This is a genomic window from Vibrio sp. 2096 (assembly GCF_033339595.1).
Classification (GTDB): Bacteria; Pseudomonadota; Gammaproteobacteria; order Enterobacterales; family Vibrionaceae; genus Vibrio; species Vibrio alginolyticus.
The window spans coordinates 33866-56166 of sequence record NZ_JAWOUX010000017.1 but is presented as its reverse complement, the minus strand read 5'-3'; the positions used below and the strand labels follow the sequence as shown (position 1 = coordinate 56166).

The window sequence follows — 22301 nt, the reverse complement described above, 5'->3', positions numbered from 1 at the left end:
TGGGAGGGGCCCGCTTTGCGGGAGGGACCTAAAAGCGGAGCAAACCCCCGAATCTGTATTACGGGGGTAAATTCCCAGTCCGTACTTAACAAAACGTCGTAAGTCTATCCCATGCATACTAAGAGTTGGTACCAAAACTTTGAGTTCAAATTTTTGGTTCAAAGAAACGAACCTAATGCTACCCAATAGCTTCAAAGTCATGACCAAAACAACAGATTGCATATCAAATTTTAAGTAGCATTGTGCGTGAGCTGATTCATATACAACAAAAGGTGTCAATAATGGAAATTAGAAAAAAATACCTTCGTTCACTAACTGAGCTTTATAAGTTAACAGAAGGAACGAATCACCTATTACTAGTGGTACCTGTATCAAGTATTGATAGCAGTTTGCTACAGAAGCTTGGTTTCACCAACAAAATTGAAGCTGGTCAAACTATCCTGCCAGCCAGTATCAATAAAAGAACTACAGAAAACGCTAATGGTAAAGCAACAATCAGAAGGGACCTTCCAAAAGAAAAGTACACCGTAGAATGGGACATCACTTGGGAAGATTGGTCTGGAGCTTCACATTCTAAAACTGTTTGGTTTGAACGTGAGCGTTATGTAAAAGAATATAGTGAAGCATATTCCTGTAACTTCTACATAGTAGAAATTGACTCTGAACTATATCTTACAACTGATGATGTTTTAAAAATTGATGCTAATGAAGAGTACAACATTCATATATGTAACTTGTTACTTTCGTGCTTTGGATTTTTTGAAATTGTCGATAAGGATAAGAAGCAGATATTCAAAGCGGAAAGAAAAGAGCTCAATTGGCATATACTTCCTCCAGGTGAGTACCCTTGGGCTAGAGGTAGTACTTTTAAAAATACTATAACTGCAAAGCTATCTAGCCAAAAGCGCGCGAAATTTAATAGAAGAACTAAAACATTAGAAGAGCTTGGGCCTGATATGCTTGCTTTTGGTGCCGGAGGGTTTAATCATTACTTTGTGTATGGATTTAAAAGTAATAACCTGTTTATTCTTGAAAGTATAAATGAAAACAACGCAACTTATGTTTTTGAAGACTCTTGGGAAGAATTAAGTCAGTTAACTAAAGCTGAGATTATCCATGGCTCATTGTGTAAAGAAAGGATCATTCATAATATCAACTGGGAATACAATATAAGAAAACTACTTGCTGAAGCTCAACCAGAAAGTTAGCGCTCTTAGTTAGAGTTAGAGACGAAGTGTAATTTACAAATTTGTTGTTACTTAAAAGTTAGATTCAGGTTTTGTTGTGATTATTTTAACCTGAATCTTTTAACTCTATGTGTTAGATAAACTTCTTATCTCTGACTTTGAGGAACAGATATGAGTACTACGACACTGGGAGTTTCACCCGTATTCAAGAAACCACCAAGGCCAACAAATCCTTCAGCATTAGAGTTAGCTATATATAACTATCAAGTCGAAGCTTTGAAACACTATAAAAAGGTTAGTAACTTGGCCAATGCCAGTAAATCCGAGCTTGAAGAGGTTGAGGCAACAATTAAACATTTGAAACGCGAAAGAGCAAAAATTAAAGCCCATGCTCGCTTACAAGACGACCTCTATGAAGATCTCAAGAAGTACCGTCAAGAAAACAAGGCTAAAGATGAAAACCAACTATCTAAAGAGAAACATCATCCTACGAATTCGCTAATTAGAAACCTCTATGCCGTAGCAGAACCTCAACCTAGCCCAAATCACGCAGCACATCATATTGTGATGGGAAACGGTAAGGTTGCTGCGATGATTGATGCAAAATTACAAATGTTCGAATTTGGTATAGGTATTAATGATGCAATTAATGGTGTTTGGTTACCTAGATCCAGTGCTTACAAAGATCACTACACTACTCCAAAAGCTCCACCTCATTCACGAATACATGGTACAAATTATCAGAACTGGATTGGCACGCTAGGAAGAATTAGGCATAGTGAGAATGTATTTAAGTCCACACTGCTGAAAATGAAAAAGCAAATACAAGACGGTTCTCATCCTGAGAAAATTCTTGAGAAGAAAGATGCTAACTGGAAACCTACTGTATGACTGTATACAAATTAAAAAATAAACCTCGAGAATTTAAGGTCTTAGAGCATGACCCTTATAAGCGAGCTCTCGATTCAGATGACCTTCAGTTGTTAAGACGACTTCGAAGAGCCCCTGTTGATTCAACAAGCTTGAGAGATGTTTGGGTAAATGAATATGCAACATTTACTCAACACTTTAAATCTGCTGAAGCAATCCCAGACATATCTAAATGGAGAACATTTCTTGTCTTGAGAGAAAATGCATATCAGGTAGTACGAGATGTAATTGATTCTGACGGTGAGTTCTTACCGATTACAATCGATGATGAAAGTTTTACCGTGTTCAACGTGATGTCCTTTGGAGAAGAAGACAAGCAGAAAATCAAATTTGAAGACATTGACGGAGAACAAGGATTATTAGAGAAACTGGCATTTATAGAAAGCGATCTTTCAAATAAATATGTCTTTAAATCAAAAGATGAAGGTTGTATGTCAATTTATTGTGATGACAAACTCATATCGTTATGTGAAGAGCACAATCTAAAGGGACTTTCGTTCGATACAGATCTACTCGATGTATTTGAAGATTGATTCAGCAGAATTATTAGTTAGACATTTACACGCAAAAGGCTCCTTTGGAGCCTTTTTGCATCGTATGAAATAATGCTTGCATATGTAAGCTTATAATTCTATTTGTTTATGTTTTGATGATGATTACTTACATATCCTCTAACAATTAAGGTCCCAAAACTATCTTCCACTGAATTACAATAACCACAAATTAAATAAGACTATTTTGCGGAAATTTAATGCGGAAACTTACTTTACTTATATTTATGGCAACCAGTTTCTTTGCTTCAGCTAAAGAAGAGTGGATACCAGCACCTAACTACTCATGGGAACAAGGTGGTACAGTTATGATGATATCCTTGAATGAAGAAGAACAGACAGGAAGATTTTTTGTTGCTCAAGCAAAGCATAACTTGAACGGGAAATTGGGCTTGTTTTTTACTCTGGTAGATACTAGTAGAGATACATGCAACTATAGGGAGCTTAAGGACGTAAACAACACGAACCAACATATACTTGAAGGTACCAGGATACAAAAATTTAATGGGCAACCCATTAGAATGCTTGGGTTTTGCGTTAAAGAAAATGATGTAGATTACGCGTATATCTATTTAACCCCTGAAACTGAACGAGGGAAAAGATATGTGACTAATTCATTCATCAAAAGTAATAGCGTCTTAGTCGAATCCGATAATGCCGAAGGATTTGATAAAATTACTGTTACAGCTCTGGGGTTTTCTAAATATTGGAACAGTGCGAATATAGAGCCGTTATAGGCCTTACAACACACCTAGTTTACCAAGTAAAAGGCTCCTATTGGAGCCTTTACTACATTATCTTTCTTAGCGCTCTAGCATATTTCAGCACTTTCCCTGCTGCTTCTAAATCAGTTAATGCTCCAATTTCTAACAAAGCTATTCCTGTCAAAATCTGCTGAGCCGTTACCAGTTGCCCTGTTGGAAGTTCTAATCTATCGTAATGCATTTTGAAATGCTCCCATTGTTCAGATGGGCTTAGCTCCCTTCCCTTTGTCATTCTCATCAGCCGTTTACACTCAGGAGGAATGGTTTTCCCCTTATCCCATTCTTTGACCGTTCTCACAGTTTTCAAACAAAGTTCAGCAGCTTGTTCGACGGATAAACCACATTCAAATTCACGAAAAATATAGTTTTTAGTCATTTCGTGATACTTCATTGAATAGTCCCTCAAAAGAGAGACATTTTATAGGACTGGCATATGCAATCGCATTCAACATAAGCAGATATAATGCGCACCAAGGGGGTGGAATCTCAAAGCAATAATGTCCGGTTTTAGCTACTTTAAAATGTCCTCCTAAGATTAACAACATTGTTTGCTTTTGAGGCTTTAACCGAGGTTCCCGTAGACTTGCAATCGCTAGTTTGGTTTGTGGTTATGCTTACGAAGCAAATCAAATCTCTTATTGAAAATTGATGCGCGCTTAGTCCTCGACTTACTTTACTGGTGTGTTCTTCCTTAAACACCTGAGAATCAATATATCTATGATGGTGATGGCCAACTCACTGAGTTCGCCATTCAATGTCATCACTACTTTAACGAACTCAAACGCGCTGCTGAGCAAAAATCAGCTAAACGCTCTAATCGCTCCGCAACGAAATCTGCCAAAAATCACGAGCTCAGTTCACTCGCTCTTAATCAAGGCGTTCTGAAACATTTATAAGCCTGTGGTTATATGGAGGCGAATGTACTTTTCGGGGTATTTGTAACGATAGCGTTTTCCTTTCTTCAAGTTGGACTTAACGTACCTACACACTTTTTGGTCACCACTGCCTGTTACTCTTTTTATTACTGCGTTTTTACTTTTGTGCTCCATTTCTATCATGACGTCACAATACCCTTGGTAGCCATCAAACTTATTGTCTACTTTCTTTTGAAGCTTAGTCTTAATCTTTTTAGCCAACAGGTTCGTTTCTGAATCGTCAGCAAAAACTGAAGTACTTGCAAAGATCAGTATCATTAAAGTTACAACGTATCTCATCGTTTTGGTCCGTTTATGTTGTTGGATTGTTCGATGATAAGTAATTTTTCTGTAGATACGAAAATGGGACGCCACATTGCGTCCCATTTAACATGATGAAGTAACTGATATGTAATTAAGCGCGCTTCTTGCCTTTGTTTGCTTTGAAGCCCTGATGAGGAAAAACGTTACGAATCCTCTGTTGAACTTTTTTGGGAATGCCTTTGGAAAAGCTTAAGCGCATTCCTGTTCGTTGGCTATACACCTTCATTTCACCAGTAAACGGGTTATGCTCACTAATATCCTGTAAGTTGTGTTTGAAAGAAGGAGGTAGATGCCCTTTTACGTTACTAATATGGCCATTATCGAACTTTACTTTTAACACCGGCCTATCGACTGCGATCAACCAAAAGATCACGATGGCTGCAATTAAGATTACATATAACATTTGGCACTCCCTATCCTAGCTAGATAGCAATTTACTCAAATCCTCTTTAATTGAGGTAACTTTTTGACTCGCTTTTTCACTTCTCGACGCTTCGGAAAGCAAATATTCAATTGCGTCAGATAACGTACAACCAAGTTCATTCGCTCTACTAGAAAGCTTTTCCCAAACTCGGTAATCTAAATCAATGGATTTCTTCTTTGTATGGACTTGCTCTGCATTGAAGTGACGTTTCCGTTTCGCTCGGATAGCCTGCTTGAGTTTATTATCTAACTCTTCTGACATGTGGTTTTCTATCCAAGCCAAGACAAGTGTAGGCTCGTGTTCAAGGCGTTTTAGTTCTGCGACCGCTGCATCTGCTTCGCTTGTATCAATATGTCGGGTAATCGCTTCACCATCTTTCCATTTTTTGATGAGATACTTCCATTTCCACCCACATTCTAGATTCTCAAGCTGCTGATATTTCATTTGTTCCGACCCATAAACATAACCTAGTGACAGCGTAACCCAGATGGTTTACTTGGGCAAATAAAACTCTTAGAAGTATCGATGTTGATCACTCATTTGTCTAAGTATTGTTCATTGAGAGATGAATGCCGAGAGCAAACCAAATTGGTGCTAGGGTGTTATAGTCCGTTTCGTTATAATGTCGGCAAGATTGAATTACGATGAATTTTAATGAACCAACTTAATTGGCAAGACGTAACACCTTCACTTGAGCAGTACGAAGCACTTTTAAAGTCTGCACCTTCGTTACCAAAGAAGTCTTTTACTGATCTCCAACCGAGAATGTCGGCAACGATATCTCGTTTTTCAAAAATTTCCGGATTGACGCGAGTACTACTCATTAACTGCGTAGATAATTCTGTATATAGAGAGTTCATCAGTAAAGCTCTTCAGAGCCAGTCTAACGCTGCGATAGTTTTTTCGGAATCACTTGATGCCAAACGTTTATTTGACCGTTACAGTGTTGATGTAAGTGGTGATATTGCCTTCCAACCTGGTTTAATTTCACAGGCAGATAACGGTTACTTAATTGTACCGGCTAATCTAATTTTGGCTAACCCAGGGCTTTGGCCAAATATAAAGTCTGCAATTCAACAAAACCTTATCGAGCCACTGAACCTAAGCCCTACTCGTTTACCTACTTCAGTACCGCAAGCTAAAGCTTATGATGTAAAACTGATTGTAACAGGAGAAAGAAGTCAGTTAGCAGAGCTAGAATACATCGATGAAGACTTCTGTTCTGGCTTTGCCATGTATACGGAAGTTGAAGAAGATATTCATCTGTCAGAGCAGAATTTGACAGATTACTTTGGTTTAGTGAACTGGATATGTTCTCAATATCAGCTGCCTCACTTAACTGAATGTGGTTTTAGAAGATTGTTGCTGGCCGGTATGAGATTTACTGAAGATCAACATTATCTGCCTTTAGGAGTAATGTGGCACTCTCAACTTCTAACGCTTGCTAGCCAGTTCAGTGATGGCCACGCATTAGATTACAAGTCGTTAGATAAAGCGATTGACGATAAGTATTACCGAGAATCTTACCTTCCTCAGCGTGCCGTGTACGATATTTTAGATGGACAAGTCATCATTGAGACAACTGGGGAACAAGTTGGTCAAATCAATGGCCTAACCGTTATTGATATGGCTGGGCACCCTGTCAGCTATGGTGAGCCTGCGCGAATATCTTGTGTAATTCATTTTGGTGATGGCGATGTTTCCGATGTTGAGCGCAAAGCTGAGCTTGGAGGCAATCTACATGCAAAAGGCATGATGATTATGCAAGCTTTCTTGAGCTCTGCTCTGAAACTGGATGAACCACTGCCTTACTCAGCCTCCATCGTATTTGAACAGTCTTATAGTGAAGTTGATGGTGACAGCGCATCTCTTGCAGAACTTTGTTGCTTGGTAAGTGCTTTATCTGAATCTCCAATTAATCAACAAGTTGCGGTTACAGGGGCTGTTGATCAGTTTGGTCGAGTGCAAGCCGTTGGTGGCTTGAACGAAAAAATTGAAGGTTTTTATCAGGTTTGTAAACATCAAGGTTTTACAGGAAATCAAGGTGTTGTGATGCCAAAATCAAACCTTAAACACCTTGCATTACATAAAGATGTAATAGAAAGCATTAAAAATGGTGAGTTCCATATTTGGTCCGTTTCTACCGTAGATGAAGCTATTCCGATTGTAATGAATAAACCTTTTAGAGGTGAAGACGATAGCATTATTGGCAAAATAGCGGAACGTATTGAAAACTTTGAAAGACATGAGCATCCAGAAGGAATTGTGCAGCGCATCAAAAACTGGTTTGTCTAGTACTGATCGGAGTTGTTTAGCGTACACGTGTTCACTAAGATGCAGCTATCAAAAATTGGAGTAATTGATAATGCAAAACAAACGTGATTCTTATAACCGTGACGATCTACTTGCTTCTAGCCAAGGCGAACTGTTTGGGCCTGGTTACCCTCAGCTTCCTGCGCCAAACATGCTAATGATGGATCGTGTTACTAAAATGTCTGAGACTGAAGGCGATTTTGGTAAAGGTTTGATCTTGGCGGAATTGGATATTACTCCAGATTTGTGGTTCTTTGACTGCCACTTCCCTGGCGACCCTGTAATGCCGGGTTGTCTTGGCCTTGATGCGATGTGGCAACTTGTTGGTTTCTTCCTTGGCTGGGTTGGTGGCAAAGGAAAAGGTCGTGCTCTGGGTGTTGGCGAAGTGAAGTTTACAGGTCAGATCCTGCCAACAGCGAAAAAAGTGACGTACGAAATCCACATGAAACGCGTTGTAAACCGTAAGCTTGTGATGGGTTTGGCTGACGGTCGTGTATGTGTGGACGGCAAAGAAATCTACGTAGCAAAAGATTTGAAAGTTGGCTTGTTCCAAGACACTTCAAGCTTCTAATCACGATTTTAATCGATTTATTAAGGCTCCTATTTAGGAGCCTTTTTGTTATCGAGTGTTAACCTACTTCCCTATGTCCCTATAATGTAGAAAAGGCTCCGTAGAGCCCTTTCGAATCCTTCTTTTTGTATGTGGAGAGTTTATTTGTAGAGACCAGATTGTCTTTCATCTCTGGCATCACGCCAACCACCTAACCAATACGACCGAGCATCAACTTGTTGATATGGGCAAGCCTCTTGAGACCTTCCATTCAATCCAGCTTTGTAGCCTTGAGATTGAGCTCGTTCTAGGCGATCACGCTTTTGTCTCTTCATAGTTAATTCCTCATACAGGTCCATTTACTAACGTACAGCTGTTATTGTGAAACTTTGATGGAGTTTTTATGACTCCACTTATAAGAATCGATCAAAGTAGGCAATTTCTCAAGGCATAAAAAAAGCAGAGACTCAAATGTGTGAGCCTCTGCTTGATTTAAAAATTACTGACGATTTTTAACTATTTTCTACGGAACCCAAACAATCCAAGCATGGTCAAAGCTAACCAACCAAGGCCTGCACCTTGACGCTCTGTCGTCGTTGAGTCAATGCTTCGAGATACGATGTCGTCCTTAGTTGCGGCAGCAATAGGTACTAGTTTGACTGCTACAATTTGCTCTTCAGAGCTACATGTCGCATTGTTTGCTGTTGTGCTATAACCACCTGCACATTTCATAGCAGTACCAGAGATCACACCTGCATCATTGATATCAGTTGCGTCGATAATACGGAACTGATTGTTTTGTTCAGAGTAATCACCGCCATTAGTCAAACTGTCTAGGAACCAAGCTTTTCCATTAAACAATGTTGCAGCACGTTCACTAGTCTCGCCACCTAGGCTATATGGATAGATAAAACCGCGCTTACGACGTGGCTTGCCATCGTCTTCACGAGTCGTTTCCGCATCAAGTTGCCCGACGATTTCATTGTAAGAGTTGATACCGCCCATCTTACCGCCCGCACCGCTAAAGAAAATGCCAGTAGTTGGGTAAAAAGCGCTAATAGAATCCTTACGAACATCATCTACGATAAAGAGACGATTCGGAGCAGAGCCCGTTGGCATTAAGTATCCGCCCGAACGTTTCGCTTCACCAATAGCAACAAAATTAGAGTTAACGTCGGTTAAGCGTGAGTTTGTATGAACCGTATCATCACCTTCGCGCTGTCTAGCTCCTACAACAACTTTATTTTTCCAAGTTGCGTTTTCAACGCTACCTTCGGCTTCTAGAGTTCCGACAAAAACAGTCGCATTCAGGTAGTTATCATCACTGTAAGTGTTGTAACCTACGCCATAGACCGTTGTTCCATCAGTGACAAGGTCACGCATGCTCCCTTGAGCTAACCTTTCTCCATCTTTAGATGTGCCACTAGGCCAAGCCAATTCACTGACGGTTCCGCTTTGATCCCAAATCGCTGCTTTTGATGTATGGTGAGATCCATTGGTATTGCTTGCTGTTCGAGAAACACTGCCAACAGTAAAAATGCCGTCTGTGCTCCAAGCATGGCTTTGCACAACACTTGCGTCACTATCGCCAGTAAGAATATTTGGCTCTACTGGTGCAACTACGGTATTTCTTGTTTCTAATGTAGAAGCATTTTCTGTGCTAACTTTACTCTGATTACCGACAGCTGCACCATCCTCGGTAAGCTGGTTGATAACATTGTTATATTCATTTTTATAAGCAGCAGAATCTTCTTCTATGAACGCTAACGCATTAGAAGTAAAGTCTTTACTACGTTCTTTATTCCACGGCGTCCAGTTTACTGAGGCCCAAGAGTCACAGGTGGAATAGCGAAGCTGGTTGTAACAGTAACGCTCAAAGTCTTTGAGTTCTTGGATGTAATAAAAGCCAGCGTCTAATCCGAATGGGATTTCTTCACGATAGCTGTTCCCATCCACGGCTTGTGTCGCTGAAATCGGTGTAGTGCGAGTTTCCATTGCAAGTTTAAACTGCTCTGGCGTGCAGTTTGCTGCTGCATCAAAGCAGCCTAAAGCGAAAGGTGAACCTGTTGAAGGATCTGTACCTGCATCGCCCTGTTGAATTGCAACCCCGTAAGCCGTTTGGTAGTCACCGTTTGAACCATGATCCTGAGGTGAAACCTCAACAACTTGATACAATGCCGCCTGTGCGTTCATTGTGGTACCAACCATCATTGCAATGGCGGTCAATTTGAATTTATTACTACAATTCATTGAATTCTTAACTATCCTGTTGCATTGCTTCGAGTTCTTCCCATCTCTCGAATGCGATTTCCAACTCCTGCTCTAGTGCAGCAAGCTGTTCCAATACCGGCTGAGTTTGCTCTACAGGTTTAGCAAAGAACTCTGGATCGTTCACTTGCTCCTGAAGGCTCTCGATATCCGACTCTAATTGTTCAAGTTTAGCTGGTAGAGCCTCTAATTCTCTTTGCAGCTTATACGATAACTTCTTCGAATTGTTCTTAGGTTGCGTAGTTTTGGGAGTTTCCTCAACCACTTTCTCTTTCTTCGTTGGTTTTTCAACCTGACTGCGCGAAGCAAGAACTTGGTCACGCTGTTGTTTAGCATCATGATAACCACCAACGAACTCTTCGATTATACCGTTACCCTCAAAAATCCAGCTTGTTGTTACTGTGTTGTCTACGAACTCACGGTCGTGACTCACTAACAATAATGTACCCTGATAATTGGCAAGCATTTCTTCTAAAAGTTCCAACGTTTCGATATCCAAATCGTTAGTTGGTTCATCAAGAATAAGTAAGTTGTTTGGTTTCAACAAGATACGGGCTAGCAATAATCGGTTTTTCTCACCACCAGAAAGTGCCTTAACCGGGGTTCTGGCGCGCTTAGGTGCAAATAAGAAGTCTTGAAGATAACTCAGCGCATGACGCTGACGTCCCCCAACCATTACTTCTTGTTTCCCATCCGCTAAGTTATCGATCACTGTCTTTTCTGGATCCAAAATCTCTCGGTACTGATCAAAGTACGCGACTTCTAATTTTGTTCCGCAGTGTAAACGACCAGACTGCGCTTCCAATTGCCCCAATAGCAATTTAAGTACCGTACTCTTACCGCAGCCATTTGGTCCGATAAGTGCAATACGGTCACCACGCATGATGTTAAAGCTAAAGTCGTCGACAATTGTCTTGCCTTCGTAAGCAAAAGATACATTTTCTGCTTCAAATACAATCTTACCAGAACGAGAAGCATCATCGATGTTTAGGTTAACTTTACCTTGAACTTCACGACGGTCACGACGCTCTTCACGAAGTTTTTTAAGGGCTCGAACACGGCCTTCATTACGAGTACGACGTGCTTTAATGCCTTGACGAATCCACACTTCTTCCTGAGCTAGTTTCTTATCGAACTCAGCATTCTGCATTTCTTCGACGCGAAGCATTTCTTCTTTGTCATTCAAATACTGTTCGTAATTACCAGGGAAAGAAGCTAATTGACCGCGATCTAAGTCGACGATGCGTGTCGCCATCGACTTGATGAATGCACGGTCGTGAGAAATAAAGATGATCGAGCCTTTGAAGTCTTTTAAGAAGTTCTCTAACCATTCGATCGTTGTCACATCGAGATGGTTTGTTGGTTCATCAAGAAGCAATACATCAGGATCACAAACCAGCGCACGAGCTAAAGCAGCTTTACGTTGCCAGCCACCGGATAGATCGGTCAGTTTGGTTTCAGGGCTTAGTTTTAAAGCGCCAAGTACGTTCTTAACACGGTCATCAAAGCGCCAAGCATTAGAATGATCAAGCTGCTCTTGAACTTTCGCCAAACGGTTAATGTTCTTCTCACTTGGGTCTTGAGCAACAAGATCGAGAAGATCGTGATAAATCTTCAATTGTTCGCCGATTTCAGCCAAACCGCCAGATACGTATTCGTAAACCGTACCCTCTTGATTGCGCGGTGGATCTTGTTCAAGCCGAGAAACTACTACGTCTTGAGTTATTTGAATCTTGCCATCATCCAACAAAATGTCGCCGGCAAGCACTTTCATTAACGTGGACTTACCTGCTCCGTTACGACCAACTAAACAAACGCGTTCGTTTTCTTGAAGAGCGAACTCCGCTTTGTCTAGCAATGGGTGGTCACCAAATGCAAGTTGTGCGTTATGAATGGTAAGTAATGCCATTATTATCCAACCAATGTGTGAGTTGTTCTAAGTCAAACGGCCAGTTCAACTCAGAATCTTGATATTTTAATACGGGTATTGTGACGCCGTAACGAGAAAATAGTACATCATCAAACGCAATATCAATGATATCTGTTTGCTCGGCCAAACCGACTTGGTCTACTAGAGCAAATGCCATCTCACAAAGATGGCATCCCTCCGTGCTATACAATATCAGCACGTATTAATCCTTTTGTTTATACTACGCGTGCGTTACTAGCCAACAGTTATGAATCTGTTTATTACGCGCAAAATCTAATGGTAACGTTTGAGAAGAAATATTCTGAACCTTCAAACCCAATTCAGCGAGTGATTCTTCATCCATCTTGAAATGACGTTTGTTATTTGAAAATACGATTGTGCCTTCACTTCTCAGTAAGCGTTTGAGGTTCTTCATTAGCTTAATGTGGTCACGTTGTACATCGAATGATGTTTCCATACGCTTAGAGTTAGAGAACGTAGGTGGGTCAATAAAGATCAAGTCGTATTCACCTTTTGCGTTTTCTAGCCATTGCAAACAGTCCGCTTGTTCATATTTATGTTGGCGCCCTACACAGCCATTAAGCTGCATATTGTCTTTCGCCCAATTCAAGTAGGTGTTTGACATATCGACAGTTGTAGTGGACCGAGCACCACCAACTGCAGCGTGCACTGTTGCACTACCAGTGTAAGCAAACAAGTTAAGGAAATCTTTACCCTGTGCCATTTCGCCAAGACGACGACGAGTGATCTTATGATCCAAGAACAGGCCTGTGTCTAGGTAGTCATGAAGGTTCACGATCAGCTTCACACCGTACTCGTTTACTTCGAGCGTCTCTGATACCTGACCTAATTTTTGGTACTGGCTTCGACCTTTCTGCTTCTCACGAACTTTCAGTACAACTTTGTTCGCTTCAACACCGGTCACCTGAATCGTCGCACGGATAATGTCCGTTAGACGACGCTTGGCTTTTTCTTCAGGGATGTTCTTAGGTGCTGCGTACTCTTGAATCACAATTTGATCGCCGTACACGTCGATCGCTACGTTGTATTCTGGAAGGTCTGCATCGTAGATACGATAGCAGTCTAGTTTCTCTTTACGAGCCCACTTGCCAATCTTGCCAATGTTTTTCTTCAAACGGTTTGAGAAGTCTGGTGCGATTTGAACGTTAGTATCTGCACCTTTAACTTCATCAGCGCTGCGCTCGGCAATGCTGTAGTTCTTTTGGTGACACGGTAACGCACCGTTGTTCAATTTAAACTGTTTATCAGCGCGCATACGAAGGCAACTCAAGAGCTCGTCCGAGCTAGAGAAGATAGATGCTTTACATCCGCCAAACTCAGATTTTAGCTGTCCACCGAATGCGGTATAGAGCGCAATCAGCCCCGGCTCAGTTCCTAGACGCTCACCGTAAGGTGGGTTTGAAACGATAACACCGTGTTCAAATCCTGCGGGACGAGTAATAGTTGCAGCATCACCTTGCGCAAACTCAATCAACTCTTCAACACCTGCTCTGCGGGCGTTTTCTTGAGCGACTTTTAATACTTTGGGGTCGTTATCGAATCCAAAAAACTTAGCGTCAACTTTCTTGACACCCCGTCTAGCTTGAACATTAGCCTCTGATTTAATCTCAGCCCAGGTCTCCGGTTCAAAGTCTTCCAAAACTTCGAAGCCCCATTGTTTGCGCTTAACGCCAGGTGCCATGTTGGCTGCCATCATTGCCGCTTCAATAAGCAAAGTACCAGAACCACACATTGGATCGAGTAATGGTTGATGCCCATCCCAGCCACAACGCATGATAATCGCAGAAGCAAGCGTTTCACGTAATGGCGCACGACCCGATTCTGGTCGATAACCACGCTGATGAAGACCACTACCTACCATGTCTATCCCAAGCAACGCTTTATCTTTATGCAAACGAACGTGAATACGAATATCTGGGCGTTCTTTGCTGATATTAGGACGTGGCAAGCCTTTATTCTCAAAGCAATCTACGATGCCATCTTTGACCTTCATAGCTCCGTATTGGCTATTTCTAATCTCACGGTTTGTGCCGTTAAAGTCCACAACAAAGCGTTTAGAGCTATGAAATTGGTTAACCCAGTTAATAGTGGAAGTGGATAGATACAAGTCCATGTCGTTGTTACACGTGAACTCAGATAAAACACGTACAAATCGAGACGCTAAACGGCTCCACAAACAACAGCGATAAACCTGTTCGTTTGTCGCTTTAAATTTTACGCCTGCCTGTACTGGTTTCGCATTTTCAATGCCTAGTTTAGTCAGTTCTTCAACAAGCAAATTTTCCATGCCATTTGAAGTTACCGCGAGATATTGATTCATAGTGTTCTTTCGCTGATAAAAAATGGCTTCAATTATACCTGACTTTACGATCAATGCCTCGTTTTTAAAGGTATTTTCCCACCCGTTAGTTCAAATCATCACCACTCAAATGATCTAAAACTTTCAACATCTTTAGTTTGAATGTTTTTCATTCATGAACGTATTTTGTTTCCTTTAGAAGAAGTGAATACTTATTTACATGCATTTTGGTATATACCAGTCGTGATTGGTTGATGTAAATTACTTACAAATGCCCTTTATAGGGGAATAAATAGGGTTGTTTTAGGCGCTAGGTTGCCTAATTAAAGGAGTAATCAAATTGAAATAAGTAAAATAAAAGTGACCAGCTTCATGTTTGCATGCATAGAAAACAAACAGTTTCATGGTCTTTCGGATTGGAGTGTCAGAGGAAAGGACAAAAAAAAATCGACCCAACAAGGTCGATTAAGGCAAACAAAGGAACGAAATAAAGAAAAATTAAACAGCTTTAACCCACCATTGCCATAGGGGTCATTGCAAAGAGGTGATTTGCACAAGCCATGCGATCATGCATTACTTTAATCGGCTGCCCAAATTGAAGCGCCTTATTGCCATCAAGAACAAAGGCTTCTTGGTTAACATAAGCACATAAGCTCGATGTTTCGCCTGGTTCTAGAACGATGAACATACCATCAGAATATTGATTTGTGAGAAAGACCATGTCCCCTTCTTGAGGTTCATAATCAGAGGACTGTGCATCGAAGAACCAGCTCTTAGGCTGTACAGGTTTATGAAAACGCTTTGCAGCAACACAATACAGTGTTAATTCAGCTTGGCGATATTCACTGATATCGAGACAGCGAATGCGCTCATTAAACGTTTGAAATGCGCTGGCGTCATCAACGGTAAATTCACTGTTTGAGAAGGCACAGTTAACCAACAATTTTCGGGATAGATTGGTTTGGAAAATCATTTCCTCCCCCAGATCCAGCATTAAGCAAGCTTTTTGCTCGTCAAAATACCAATTCCATTTGTCGCTGGGTTTAAGCATTATTCCGTTCTCTCTTGACTAGTTAAATCAGTGGTAAAGAGGTAAGACGCTTAATTACCTACTCGTGATTTTTAAATTCTACAAACGAACGGATAAAAAAAAAGAGGAAACAAAGTCCTCTTTTTTATGTAACAGGTACTGATTTTTCAGTAGTTTTTGATGTATATGTTAAAGATTCTTAACAATATCACTTACGAGACCTGGGCCGTGGTAAATAAAGCCAGTGTAGACTTGAACAAGTTTAGCGCCTGCCATGATCTTTTCTTTGGCTGCAACATAGGAATCTACACCACCAACACCGATAATTGGAAGTTTGTCTCCAAGCTCTTCATGAAGCTTACGTACGACCTCCGTAGAGCGTGATTGCACAGGGCGACCACTCAAGCCACCTGCCTCATTGGCGTGTCTCATCCCTTCTACGATCGTGCGATCCAAAGTTGTGTTAGTCGCGATCACACCATCTATATTGTTTTTCAATAAAGAATCGCAGATTTGGCAGATTTCATCGTCACTTAAATCTGGCGCAATCTTTAATGCTAACGGGACATACTTGTTGTACTTCTCTGATAACTCCGCTTGTTTCGCTTTTAATTCGGAAAGCAGTTCATCAAGCGCTTCACCATATTGAAGTGAACGAAGACCTGGAGTGTTTGGCGATGAGATGTTTACTGCAATATAGCCAGCATACTCATACACTTTTTCCATACAAATCAGGTAGTCCTCTGCCCCTTTCTCAATTGGCGTATCTTTATTTTTACCGATATTAATTCCGAGAACACAATTGAATTTTGCTCGTTTAACATTCTCGATCAAATTATCAACGCCTAGGTTATTAAAGCCCATGCGGTTGATGATCCCTTCTGCTTCCACTAAACGGAATAAGCGTGGTTTATCATTACCTGGTTGTGGTCGTGGCGTTACAGTGCCGACTTCGACAAAGCCAAAGCCCATGGCATCAAATGCTTCAATACATTCGCCGTTTTTATCTAAACCAGCCGCAAGACCAACAGGGTTACGGAATGTTAGACCCATACACTCAACTGGACGAGTTGGTAACTGTTGGCGGTAAAAGAGATCAAGTGGTGTGCCGTTAAAGCGTTGGAAGTTCTTGATTGCAAGATCATGTGCCTTCTCGGCATCGAGTTGGAAAAAGCCAGTTCTGGCTAGACGGTAAAGCATTGTGCCTCCGAAAGAAAAAAGCCCCGTATAAACGGGACAATATTATTTACCGTTTTTCATCGTAATTCAATGAAAATGAACGTAATAAGTAAAAACCTATATCTTTATAAGATTTTTAAATATAAAACAAACAATTACAATCAAGTTTCTGCGATAAAAATCGTAACTAACCGCTTAAAAGCAATCGATTTCACTCTGTTTTAATTTCAATTCAATGTGACAATGTAACTATTTTCGTTCCAAATGTGAATAATAGATAATAAAAAGCCCCGTTAAATAACGAGGCTTTTACTTATGACTTGATTATTCCACTACTCTTTCGATGAGCAGTTGAGGTTTAAAAGTACTAGCTCTCGAAGTGCTACAGAGAACTTAGCAAATTCGTGTACTGAGCCAACTTTGAACTCGTTTAAGATACTCTCCCAGCGGTGCAACGATTGTTCGTTAGTTTCAATCCAATCTTCTAACGCAGCCATCACGTCAAGCTCTTCGGTTGAGCAGCCACAAGTCAGTACCTGAGCGGTAAGTTGACGTTGTTGCCAGTCCAGATCTTCACGGAATGCCGCTCTTGCAAGTGCTTGCCAGTTGTTATCAACGGCTTGGCTATTAATTTGCTTCAAGAACCAATGCAACGATAAACGGTCACCCAAGTTAAAGTAGAGTTTCGATGCTTGCTCAACCGTTTTACCTGTTTCACTTGCTACTGATGAAATATCCAGTGCAGATTGTAAGCTTGATAAGCGGGCAACTTGGTGAGCGAGTTTCTCTTCAACCCCTTTCTCTATCCAACCTTGAGCCAACTCATTGTGTTCTTCAACTTCAGACTCAACTAACATAGTGTCTAGGGTTTCAGTGATAACATTGACATCTTGCTTGTAGATAGCAATCAACTCACCGACCGTGCATTTGCCGCTACGGTTACGAAGCAACCAGCGTGCAATTCGACGCAGTGCTCGGCGCACGTAAAACATAATTTCGTATTGAGCTTGCGCTGTCGCAACGTTATCAAGTTTGCGAGTTTGCTTGAGGATTTCTTCTAAATCAAAGATTTCTCTAGCCGCACTGTAAGCGTTGGCAATATCGACAACACTTGCACCAGTTTCTTCTTGCAAACGAGTAACGAAGTTACAGCCCATTTCGTTAACCATCTGGTTAGCCAATGCTGTAGCGATAATTTCAGCTCGCAGTGGGTGATTAACCATTTGATCTTTATAGTTACGTCGTAACGCACTTGGGAAATATTCAACAAGTTGTTTTGCATGGAATTCATCATTTGCGATTTCATCCGTAACAAGTTGCTGTTTAAGTACCATTTTACCGTAGGCAACTAACACTGATAGCTCAGGGCGAGTCAGACCTAGTCCCTGTTTTTCACGCTCGATTAGCGTTTCATCATCAGGAATGTATTCGAGAGCACGGTCCAAGTACCCTGCTTTCTCCATAGTGTGGATGAATCGAATTTGCTCCTTAACAATGCCAACACCTTGCTGTTCAGTAACAGAGATCGACTCCGACTGACGGTAAGCATCATCCAAGACAATTTCACCCACTTCGTCTTCCATAGACTCTAGAATTTGGTTACGTTGCTTAACCGTAAGATCGCCATTTGAAACCAGTCCATTGAGGAAGATCTTGATGTTGACTTCATTATCCGAACAGTCAACGCCACCTACGTTATCAACGAAGTCCGTGTTCACTCGACCGCCAGTTAGTGCGTATTCGATACGACCAAGCTGAGTCATACCCAAGTTACCACCTTCGCCAACCACTTTGGCTCTTAAGTCACGGCCGTCAATGCGCAGCATGTCGTTAGCACGGTCGCCAACATCTGTATGAGTTTCTGTCGATGATTTAACGTAAGTGCCGATACCACCATTCCAAAGCAGATCGACTTTCATTTTCAAGATCATCTTTATCAGATCGTTAGGCGCTAAAGATGCTTTCTTAGTACCTAACATTTTCTGAATTTCTGGCGTCAACTGGATCGATTTTGATCGACGAGAGAAGATGCCACCACCTTGAGAGATCAAGTCTTTGTTGTAATCTTCCCAGCTTGATCTTGGCAAATTAAACAAGCGGTTACGCTCTTCCCAGCTGCTGGCTGAATCTGGATTTGGATCAATAAAGATGTGCATGTGGTTAAACGCAGCTTGCAATCGAATATGCTTCGATAACAGCATACCGTTACCGAACACGTCACCTGCCATATCACCTACACCGATTGCAGTAAAATCAGTGGTCTGACAGTTGATGCCCATTTCACGGAAGTGACGTTTAACAGATTCCCAACCACCTTTTGCGGTGATTCCCATTGCTTTGTGATCGTAACCGTTTGAACCACCTGAAGCGAATGCGTCACCTAGCCAGAAGTTGTATTCTGCAGAAACAGAGTTTGCCAAATCTGAGAAGGTTGCTGTGCCTTTATCGGCAGCCACTACTAGATATGGGTCATCTTCATCGTGACGAACAACGTTTTGTGGTGGTACCACCTCTCCTTCAATGATGTTATCTGACACATCTAGCAGTGCACGGATAAAGCGTTTGTAACAACGCTGACCTTCCGCAAAAATTTCATCACGAGTGGTGAGAGATGGCTGGCGTTTACAAACGAAGCCGCCTTTTGCACCCACTGGTACAATTACAGTGTTCTTAACCTGTTGCGCTTTTACTAAGCCAAGAATCTCCGTACGGAAGTCTTCTTGACGATCTGACCAACGCAAACCACCACGAGCCACTTTTCCACCACGAAGGTGAACACCTTCAATATCTGGTGCGTAAACAAAGATCTCGAATGCAGGTACAGGCTGCGGAATCTCAGGAATATCGCTTGGCTTCATTTTCAAAGATAACCAAGGCTTAGGCTGCTTATTCTCGTCTACTTGGTAGTAGTTGGTACGAAGCGTCGCCATGATCATTTCAATATAACGACGAATAATACGATCATCATCCAAGCTCTCTACACGATCCAACTGCTCTGTTAGCTTTTTAATTAGATCGTTTTGGCCTTTCTCGCTGCCTTTGTGTTTCGGATCAAATCGCTTGGTGAACAGCTTGACTAGACCTGTCGCTAAGTCTGGGTAGTGGCTTAGCGTGTCTTCGATGTACTGCTGACTGAATGGGAAGCCGACTTGGCGCATGTATCGTGCGTAAGCACGAAGAATGGAAATCTCACGGCCAGATAACGACGCACCTAATAACAATCGGTTGAAACCATCACTTTCAAGATTACCCGCCCAAATGGCAGCAAATGCTTGTTGGAAACGATCACGAGCTTCACGAAGGTCAACGGTTTTCTCGCTCTTATGCAGCATAGAGAAGTCAAGGATCCAGAAAGTCTGCCCGTTGTTTTTCTCGATCTCATATGGCGATTCGCCAATCACACGCAAACCAAGGTTTTCCAACATCGGCATTACGTCAGAAAGGTGAATTGGTTCATCGCGATGGTATAACTTTAAGCGGACAGCTTTGGAATCTGCACCCTCTTCTTGAGGTCGGTAGAACAACATGCCAAGTTTATTATCATCACTTAACGCTTCTAAGCGCTCGATATCTGCAACCGCAGAACCTGGCATCATGTCCTCTTTGTATGAGCGAGGGAACGCACTCATATATTCTTTTGAAAGAGGAAGGCCTTTGCTTTCACCAAAGTTAGCAATGATGGATTCTTTTAGTCTGTCATCCCAAGAGGTAGAAACTTCCATTAGATTTTGCTCGATCTTTTTCACGTCTACGTCAATGTTGTTATTGTCTACACGAACAATGTAATGTGTTCTCGCTAGTGGGCTTTCTGAGAAGTACGTTGTAAATTCAACCTCTTGCTCGCAACCAAAGTACTGCTTAAGAATGCGTTGAGTTTGACGACGCAATTCTGTGTTGTAACGATCTTTAGTGACATAAACCATGCAACTGAAGAAACGACCAAATGGGTCTTTACGAACAAACAAACGCAGCAAGTCACGATCTTGCATTTGTACAACACCCATTCCCACCTCAAGCAGCTCTTCTTCATTAGCTTGAAGCAACTCGTCGCGTGGGTAGTTTTCTAAGATATTGTGCAATGCTTTGTATGAGTATGATCCGTGACGGTATCCACTTGCTTCAAGGATACGGTCAACTTTTTCACGGATCAGAGGAATACTTTGTACCGCTTGGTTGTAAACGGCGGAGGTATATAAACCAGTAAAGCGATGCTCACCTATTACTTTACCGTTTTCATCAAACTTCTTAATACCGATGTAATCAGTATAAGCTGGACGGTGGATACGAGATGCTTTGTTACCTTTGGTGATGATCAGAGCGTATGGTTTTTTCGCTTCTAATCGCGCTGAATCTGATAATTCAGAGAGCTTGACGCTACGCACGCGCTTGTCATCAGCAAACAGACCTAGTCCTTTTTCTTTAGCAGGAACAAGTTCGGTATCACCATTGACCTCTTTTAAGTCATAATCTTTATAACCCATAAAGGTAAAGTTATGATCTTCTAGCCAACGAAGAAATGCGATCGTTTCATCCATACGATCAGTTTGGATAGAAACACGATCTTTATTTTTCTCAAGTTCATCAGTAACAAACTTAAGCTTATCAACCATCTGCTTCCAGTCATCAACGACTAAGCGAGTATCAGATAGAATTCTTAACAGCTCTTCTTTAAGCGCTTGCATCTCGTCTTTACTAGTAAGGCGGTCTACCTCTATGTGGAAAAGTGATTGAAGAACACCACCCTCACCGTTTACGTCTGTAACTTGGCCTTTTTTATCACGCTGAATCTGTGTTGGGTTATTCAACATTAGGTGACAAACAAGATCCAAACGTGCTAAAGCCATTTTGACTGAGTCCACTAAGAATGGACTATCTGGAACAACAATTTCTACGATTGTGTGTGTGGATTGCCAGCCTTGACGACTTACGGTCGGGTTAAATACTCGAACCGAAATCTCTTCTGGTTTTTTTTCATTGATATGGTGCCAAAGGCTAACGACAGCACCATAAAGGTCGGATTCGTTTCGCTGAATTAGATCATCATCAGCAATGTTACTGAATAAGTGTTGAGCAAGTTTAGTTACAAGCGTTTGGTGAGAAAGCTCGAGTTTGTCTTGAATCAGTTGGTAAACCTTTTCAAGCAGAACCGGCACTACATTTTCACGCGCGGTCATATTCACACTCCACATTAGAATTGTTGTTTTGTAGGGGGACTTAGTAGCTAGGTTGTTACCTTAGAAACTAAGCATAGGTAATGCATGTGCCCATTGTAAAAGCATAATTACAAATGTTTAACAACTAATCGTAGTGGTAAGAGGTGAAATGTCCGATTCTGTGACTAAGATTCCTATTTAACTCTCTGCAAATACAATACATCACAGAGTTTCTAACTTAAGAAACTTATTATTTTGGTCAGTTGTTAGTCTAAACTGGCCTCTAACGCCCAATTGACTAAGAAATGGTCTAAATCTCGCGGCGGGTAACTGCAAACGCAAACCGTTGTGTGTGACAACTTGAACAACACTTGCCGCACCAGAGTAATGAGATAAAAACGTTTGATATGAAATGTTGAGATTGAAGTAGTAATAGTTCATGAAGTGAAAACTAAGTGACATAA

Annotated in this window: 19 protein-coding genes; 6 read left to right on the top strand and 13 right to left on the bottom strand. The window is 41.4% G+C overall.

The genetic code is table 11. The annotated features are described in order from the left end of the window. Positions 1–281 precede the first annotated feature (281 nt). The 4 genes from R7Q41_RS21710 to R7Q41_RS21695 all read left to right on the top strand — a co-directional run bounded on the left by R7Q41_RS21710 (position 282) and on the right by R7Q41_RS21695 (position 3405). A complete protein-coding gene (locus tag R7Q41_RS21710; protein WP_318144659.1) occupies positions 282–1208 on the top strand; it encodes a hypothetical protein in 927 nt (308 codons plus the stop codon). Between the two features lie 150 nt (positions 1209–1358). Then, positions 1359–2078, top strand: coding sequence for an AHH domain-containing protein (locus R7Q41_RS21705; protein WP_050450751.1), 720 nt, complete (start codon positions 1359–1361; stop codon positions 2076–2078). After that, positions 2075–2650 (top strand): hypothetical protein, encoded by a 576-nt coding sequence (locus tag R7Q41_RS21700; protein WP_213893854.1) that lies wholly within the window; start codon positions 2075–2077, stop codon positions 2648–2650. The genes R7Q41_RS21705 and R7Q41_RS21700 overlap by 4 nt, the downstream gene beginning before the upstream one ends. A gap of 218 nt (positions 2651–2868) precedes the next feature. Further along, a complete protein-coding gene (locus R7Q41_RS21695; RefSeq protein ID WP_213893855.1) occupies positions 2869–3405 on the top strand; it encodes a hypothetical protein in 537 nt (178 codons plus the stop codon). 52 nt (positions 3406–3457) lie between these two features. Here the strand turns inward: R7Q41_RS21695 and R7Q41_RS21690 are convergent, their stop codons facing one another. From R7Q41_RS21690 to matP, 4 genes are all read right to left on the bottom strand, one after another. Next, positions 3458–3823 (bottom strand): regulator, encoded by a 366-nt coding sequence (locus R7Q41_RS21690; RefSeq protein ID WP_213893856.1) that lies wholly within the window; start codon positions 3821–3823, stop codon positions 3458–3460. Between the two features lie 499 nt (positions 3824–4322). Further along, positions 4323–4646: a hypothetical protein gene (locus R7Q41_RS21685; RefSeq protein ID WP_065274540.1), complete on the bottom strand. Its 324-nt coding sequence runs from the start codon at positions 4644–4646 to the stop codon at positions 4323–4325. Positions 4647–4761: 115 nt separating this feature from the next. Continuing rightward, positions 4762–5073, bottom strand: a complete 312-nt coding sequence (locus tag R7Q41_RS21680) for a DUF3634 family protein (RefSeq protein WP_005377468.1) — start codon at positions 5071–5073, stop codon at positions 4762–4764. Positions 5074–5088: 15 nt separating this feature from the next. After that, entirely contained in the window at positions 5089–5538 is a 450-nt protein-coding gene (matP, locus tag R7Q41_RS21675) for a macrodomain Ter protein MatP (RefSeq protein ID WP_005396497.1), read from the bottom strand. Positions 5539–5748: 210 nt separating this feature from the next. Between matP and R7Q41_RS21670 the strand changes: the two genes are divergently transcribed. Next, positions 5749–7389, top strand: coding sequence for an AAA family ATPase (locus R7Q41_RS21670; RefSeq protein WP_005377458.1), 1641 nt, complete (start codon positions 5749–5751; stop codon positions 7387–7389). A 70-nt stretch (positions 7390–7459) separates the two neighbouring features. Then, complete coding sequence (gene fabA, locus R7Q41_RS21665) at positions 7460–7978, top strand: bifunctional 3-hydroxydecanoyl-ACP dehydratase/trans-2-decenoyl-ACP isomerase (protein WP_005390081.1); 519 nt, start codon at positions 7460–7462, stop codon at positions 7976–7978. Between the two features lie 140 nt (positions 7979–8118). Here fabA and rmf read toward each other — a convergent pair whose 3' ends face one another. The 9 genes from rmf to R7Q41_RS21620 all read right to left on the bottom strand — a co-directional run bounded on the left by rmf (position 8119) and on the right by R7Q41_RS21620 (position 22278). Next, entirely contained in the window at positions 8119–8292 is a 174-nt protein-coding gene (rmf, locus tag R7Q41_RS21660; RefSeq protein ID WP_005377453.1) for a ribosome modulation factor, read from the bottom strand. A gap of 181 nt (positions 8293–8473) precedes the next feature. Then, positions 8474–10207, bottom strand: coding sequence for a DUF3466 family protein (locus R7Q41_RS21655; RefSeq protein WP_005377451.1), 1734 nt, complete (start codon positions 10205–10207; stop codon positions 8474–8476). 7 nt (positions 10208–10214) lie between these two features. Further along, positions 10215–12134: an ABC transporter ATP-binding protein gene (locus tag R7Q41_RS21650; protein ID WP_005377449.1), complete on the bottom strand. Its 1920-nt coding sequence runs from the start codon at positions 12132–12134 to the stop codon at positions 10215–10217. Next, on the bottom strand, positions 12112–12354 hold the full coding sequence (locus R7Q41_RS21645; RefSeq protein ID WP_017821808.1) for a glutaredoxin family protein: 243 nt from the start codon (positions 12352–12354) through the stop codon (positions 12112–12114). The genes R7Q41_RS21650 and R7Q41_RS21645 overlap by 23 nt, the downstream gene beginning before the upstream one ends. Before the next feature lie 21 nt (positions 12355–12375). Then, entirely contained in the window at positions 12376–14496 is a 2121-nt protein-coding gene (rlmKL, locus tag R7Q41_RS21640) for a bifunctional 23S rRNA (guanine(2069)-N(7))-methyltransferase RlmK/23S rRNA (guanine(2445)-N(2))-methyltransferase RlmL (RefSeq protein ID WP_005377445.1), read from the bottom strand. 487 nt (positions 14497–14983) lie between these two features. Beyond that, positions 14984–15526, bottom strand: coding sequence for a cell division protein ZapC (locus R7Q41_RS21635; protein WP_005377444.1), 543 nt, complete (start codon positions 15524–15526; stop codon positions 14984–14986). Between the two features lie 168 nt (positions 15527–15694). Next, entirely contained in the window at positions 15695–16705 is a 1011-nt protein-coding gene (gene pyrD / locus R7Q41_RS21630; protein WP_213907255.1) for a quinone-dependent dihydroorotate dehydrogenase, read from the bottom strand. 311 nt (positions 16706–17016) lie between these two features. Then, the gene (locus R7Q41_RS21625; RefSeq protein WP_005377441.1) at positions 17017–21858 is read right to left on the bottom strand and encodes an NAD-glutamate dehydrogenase; all 4842 of its coding nucleotides are present in this window, start codon (positions 21856–21858) and stop codon (positions 17017–17019) included. Positions 21859–22059: 201 nt separating this feature from the next. Continuing rightward, positions 22060–22278 carry a DUF2835 domain-containing protein gene (locus R7Q41_RS21620; protein WP_005377440.1) on the bottom strand — a complete coding sequence of 73 codons (219 nt, stop codon included), beginning with the start codon at positions 22276–22278 and terminating at the stop codon, positions 22060–22062. Positions 22279–22301: the final 23 nt, after the last annotated feature.

What these genes read in the sequence shown, in the direction of transcription:
- R7Q41_RS21710 (WP_318144659.1), top strand. Translation starts at nt 282, where the DNA reads ATGGAAATTAGAAAAAAATACCTTCGTTCACTAACTGAGCTTTATAAG.
- R7Q41_RS21670 (WP_005377458.1), top strand. Translation starts at nt 5,749, where the DNA reads ATGAACCAACTTAATTGGCAAGACGTAACACCTTCACTTGAGCAGTAC.
- R7Q41_RS21680 (WP_005377468.1), bottom strand. Translation starts at nt 5,073, where the DNA reads ATGTTATATGTAATCTTAATTGCAGCCATCGTGATCTTTTGGTTGATC.
- fabA (WP_005390081.1), top strand. Translation starts at nt 7,460, where the DNA reads ATGCAAAACAAACGTGATTCTTATAACCGTGACGATCTACTTGCTTCT.
- R7Q41_RS21635 (WP_005377444.1), bottom strand. Translation starts at nt 15,526, where the DNA reads ATGCTTAAACCCAGCGACAAATGGAATTGGTATTTTGACGAGCAAAAA.
- R7Q41_RS21620 (WP_005377440.1), bottom strand. Translation starts at nt 22,278, where the DNA reads ATGAACTATTACTACTTCAATCTCAACATTTCATATCAAACGTTTTTA.
- R7Q41_RS21695 (WP_213893855.1), top strand. Translation starts at nt 2,869, where the DNA reads ATGCGGAAACTTACTTTACTTATATTTATGGCAACCAGTTTCTTTGCT.
- R7Q41_RS21690 (WP_213893856.1), bottom strand. Translation starts at nt 3,823, where the DNA reads ATGAAGTATCACGAAATGACTAAAAACTATATTTTTCGTGAATTTGAA.
- R7Q41_RS21705 (WP_050450751.1), top strand. Translation starts at nt 1,359, where the DNA reads ATGAGTACTACGACACTGGGAGTTTCACCCGTATTCAAGAAACCACCA.
- matP (WP_005396497.1), bottom strand. Translation starts at nt 5,538, where the DNA reads ATGAAATATCAGCAGCTTGAGAATCTAGAATGTGGGTGGAAATGGAAG.
- R7Q41_RS21655 (WP_005377451.1), bottom strand. Translation starts at nt 10,207, where the DNA reads ATGAATTGTAGTAATAAATTCAAATTGACCGCCATTGCAATGATGGTT.
- R7Q41_RS21625 (WP_005377441.1), bottom strand. Translation starts at nt 21,858, where the DNA reads ATGACCGCGCGTGAAAATGTAGTGCCGGTTCTGCTTGAAAAGGTTTAC.
- R7Q41_RS21700 (WP_213893854.1), top strand. Translation starts at nt 2,075, where the DNA reads ATGACTGTATACAAATTAAAAAATAAACCTCGAGAATTTAAGGTCTTA.
- R7Q41_RS21685 (WP_065274540.1), bottom strand. Translation starts at nt 4,646, where the DNA reads ATGAGATACGTTGTAACTTTAATGATACTGATCTTTGCAAGTACTTCA.
- rmf (WP_005377453.1), bottom strand. Translation starts at nt 8,292, where the DNA reads ATGAAGAGACAAAAGCGTGATCGCCTAGAACGAGCTCAATCTCAAGGC.
- rlmKL (WP_005377445.1), bottom strand. Translation starts at nt 14,496, where the DNA reads ATGAATCAATATCTCGCGGTAACTTCAAATGGCATGGAAAATTTGCTT.
- pyrD (WP_213907255.1), bottom strand. Translation starts at nt 16,705, where the DNA reads ATGCTTTACCGTCTAGCCAGAACTGGCTTTTTCCAACTCGATGCCGAG.
- R7Q41_RS21650 (WP_005377449.1), bottom strand. Translation starts at nt 12,134, where the DNA reads ATGGCATTACTTACCATTCATAACGCACAACTTGCATTTGGTGACCAC.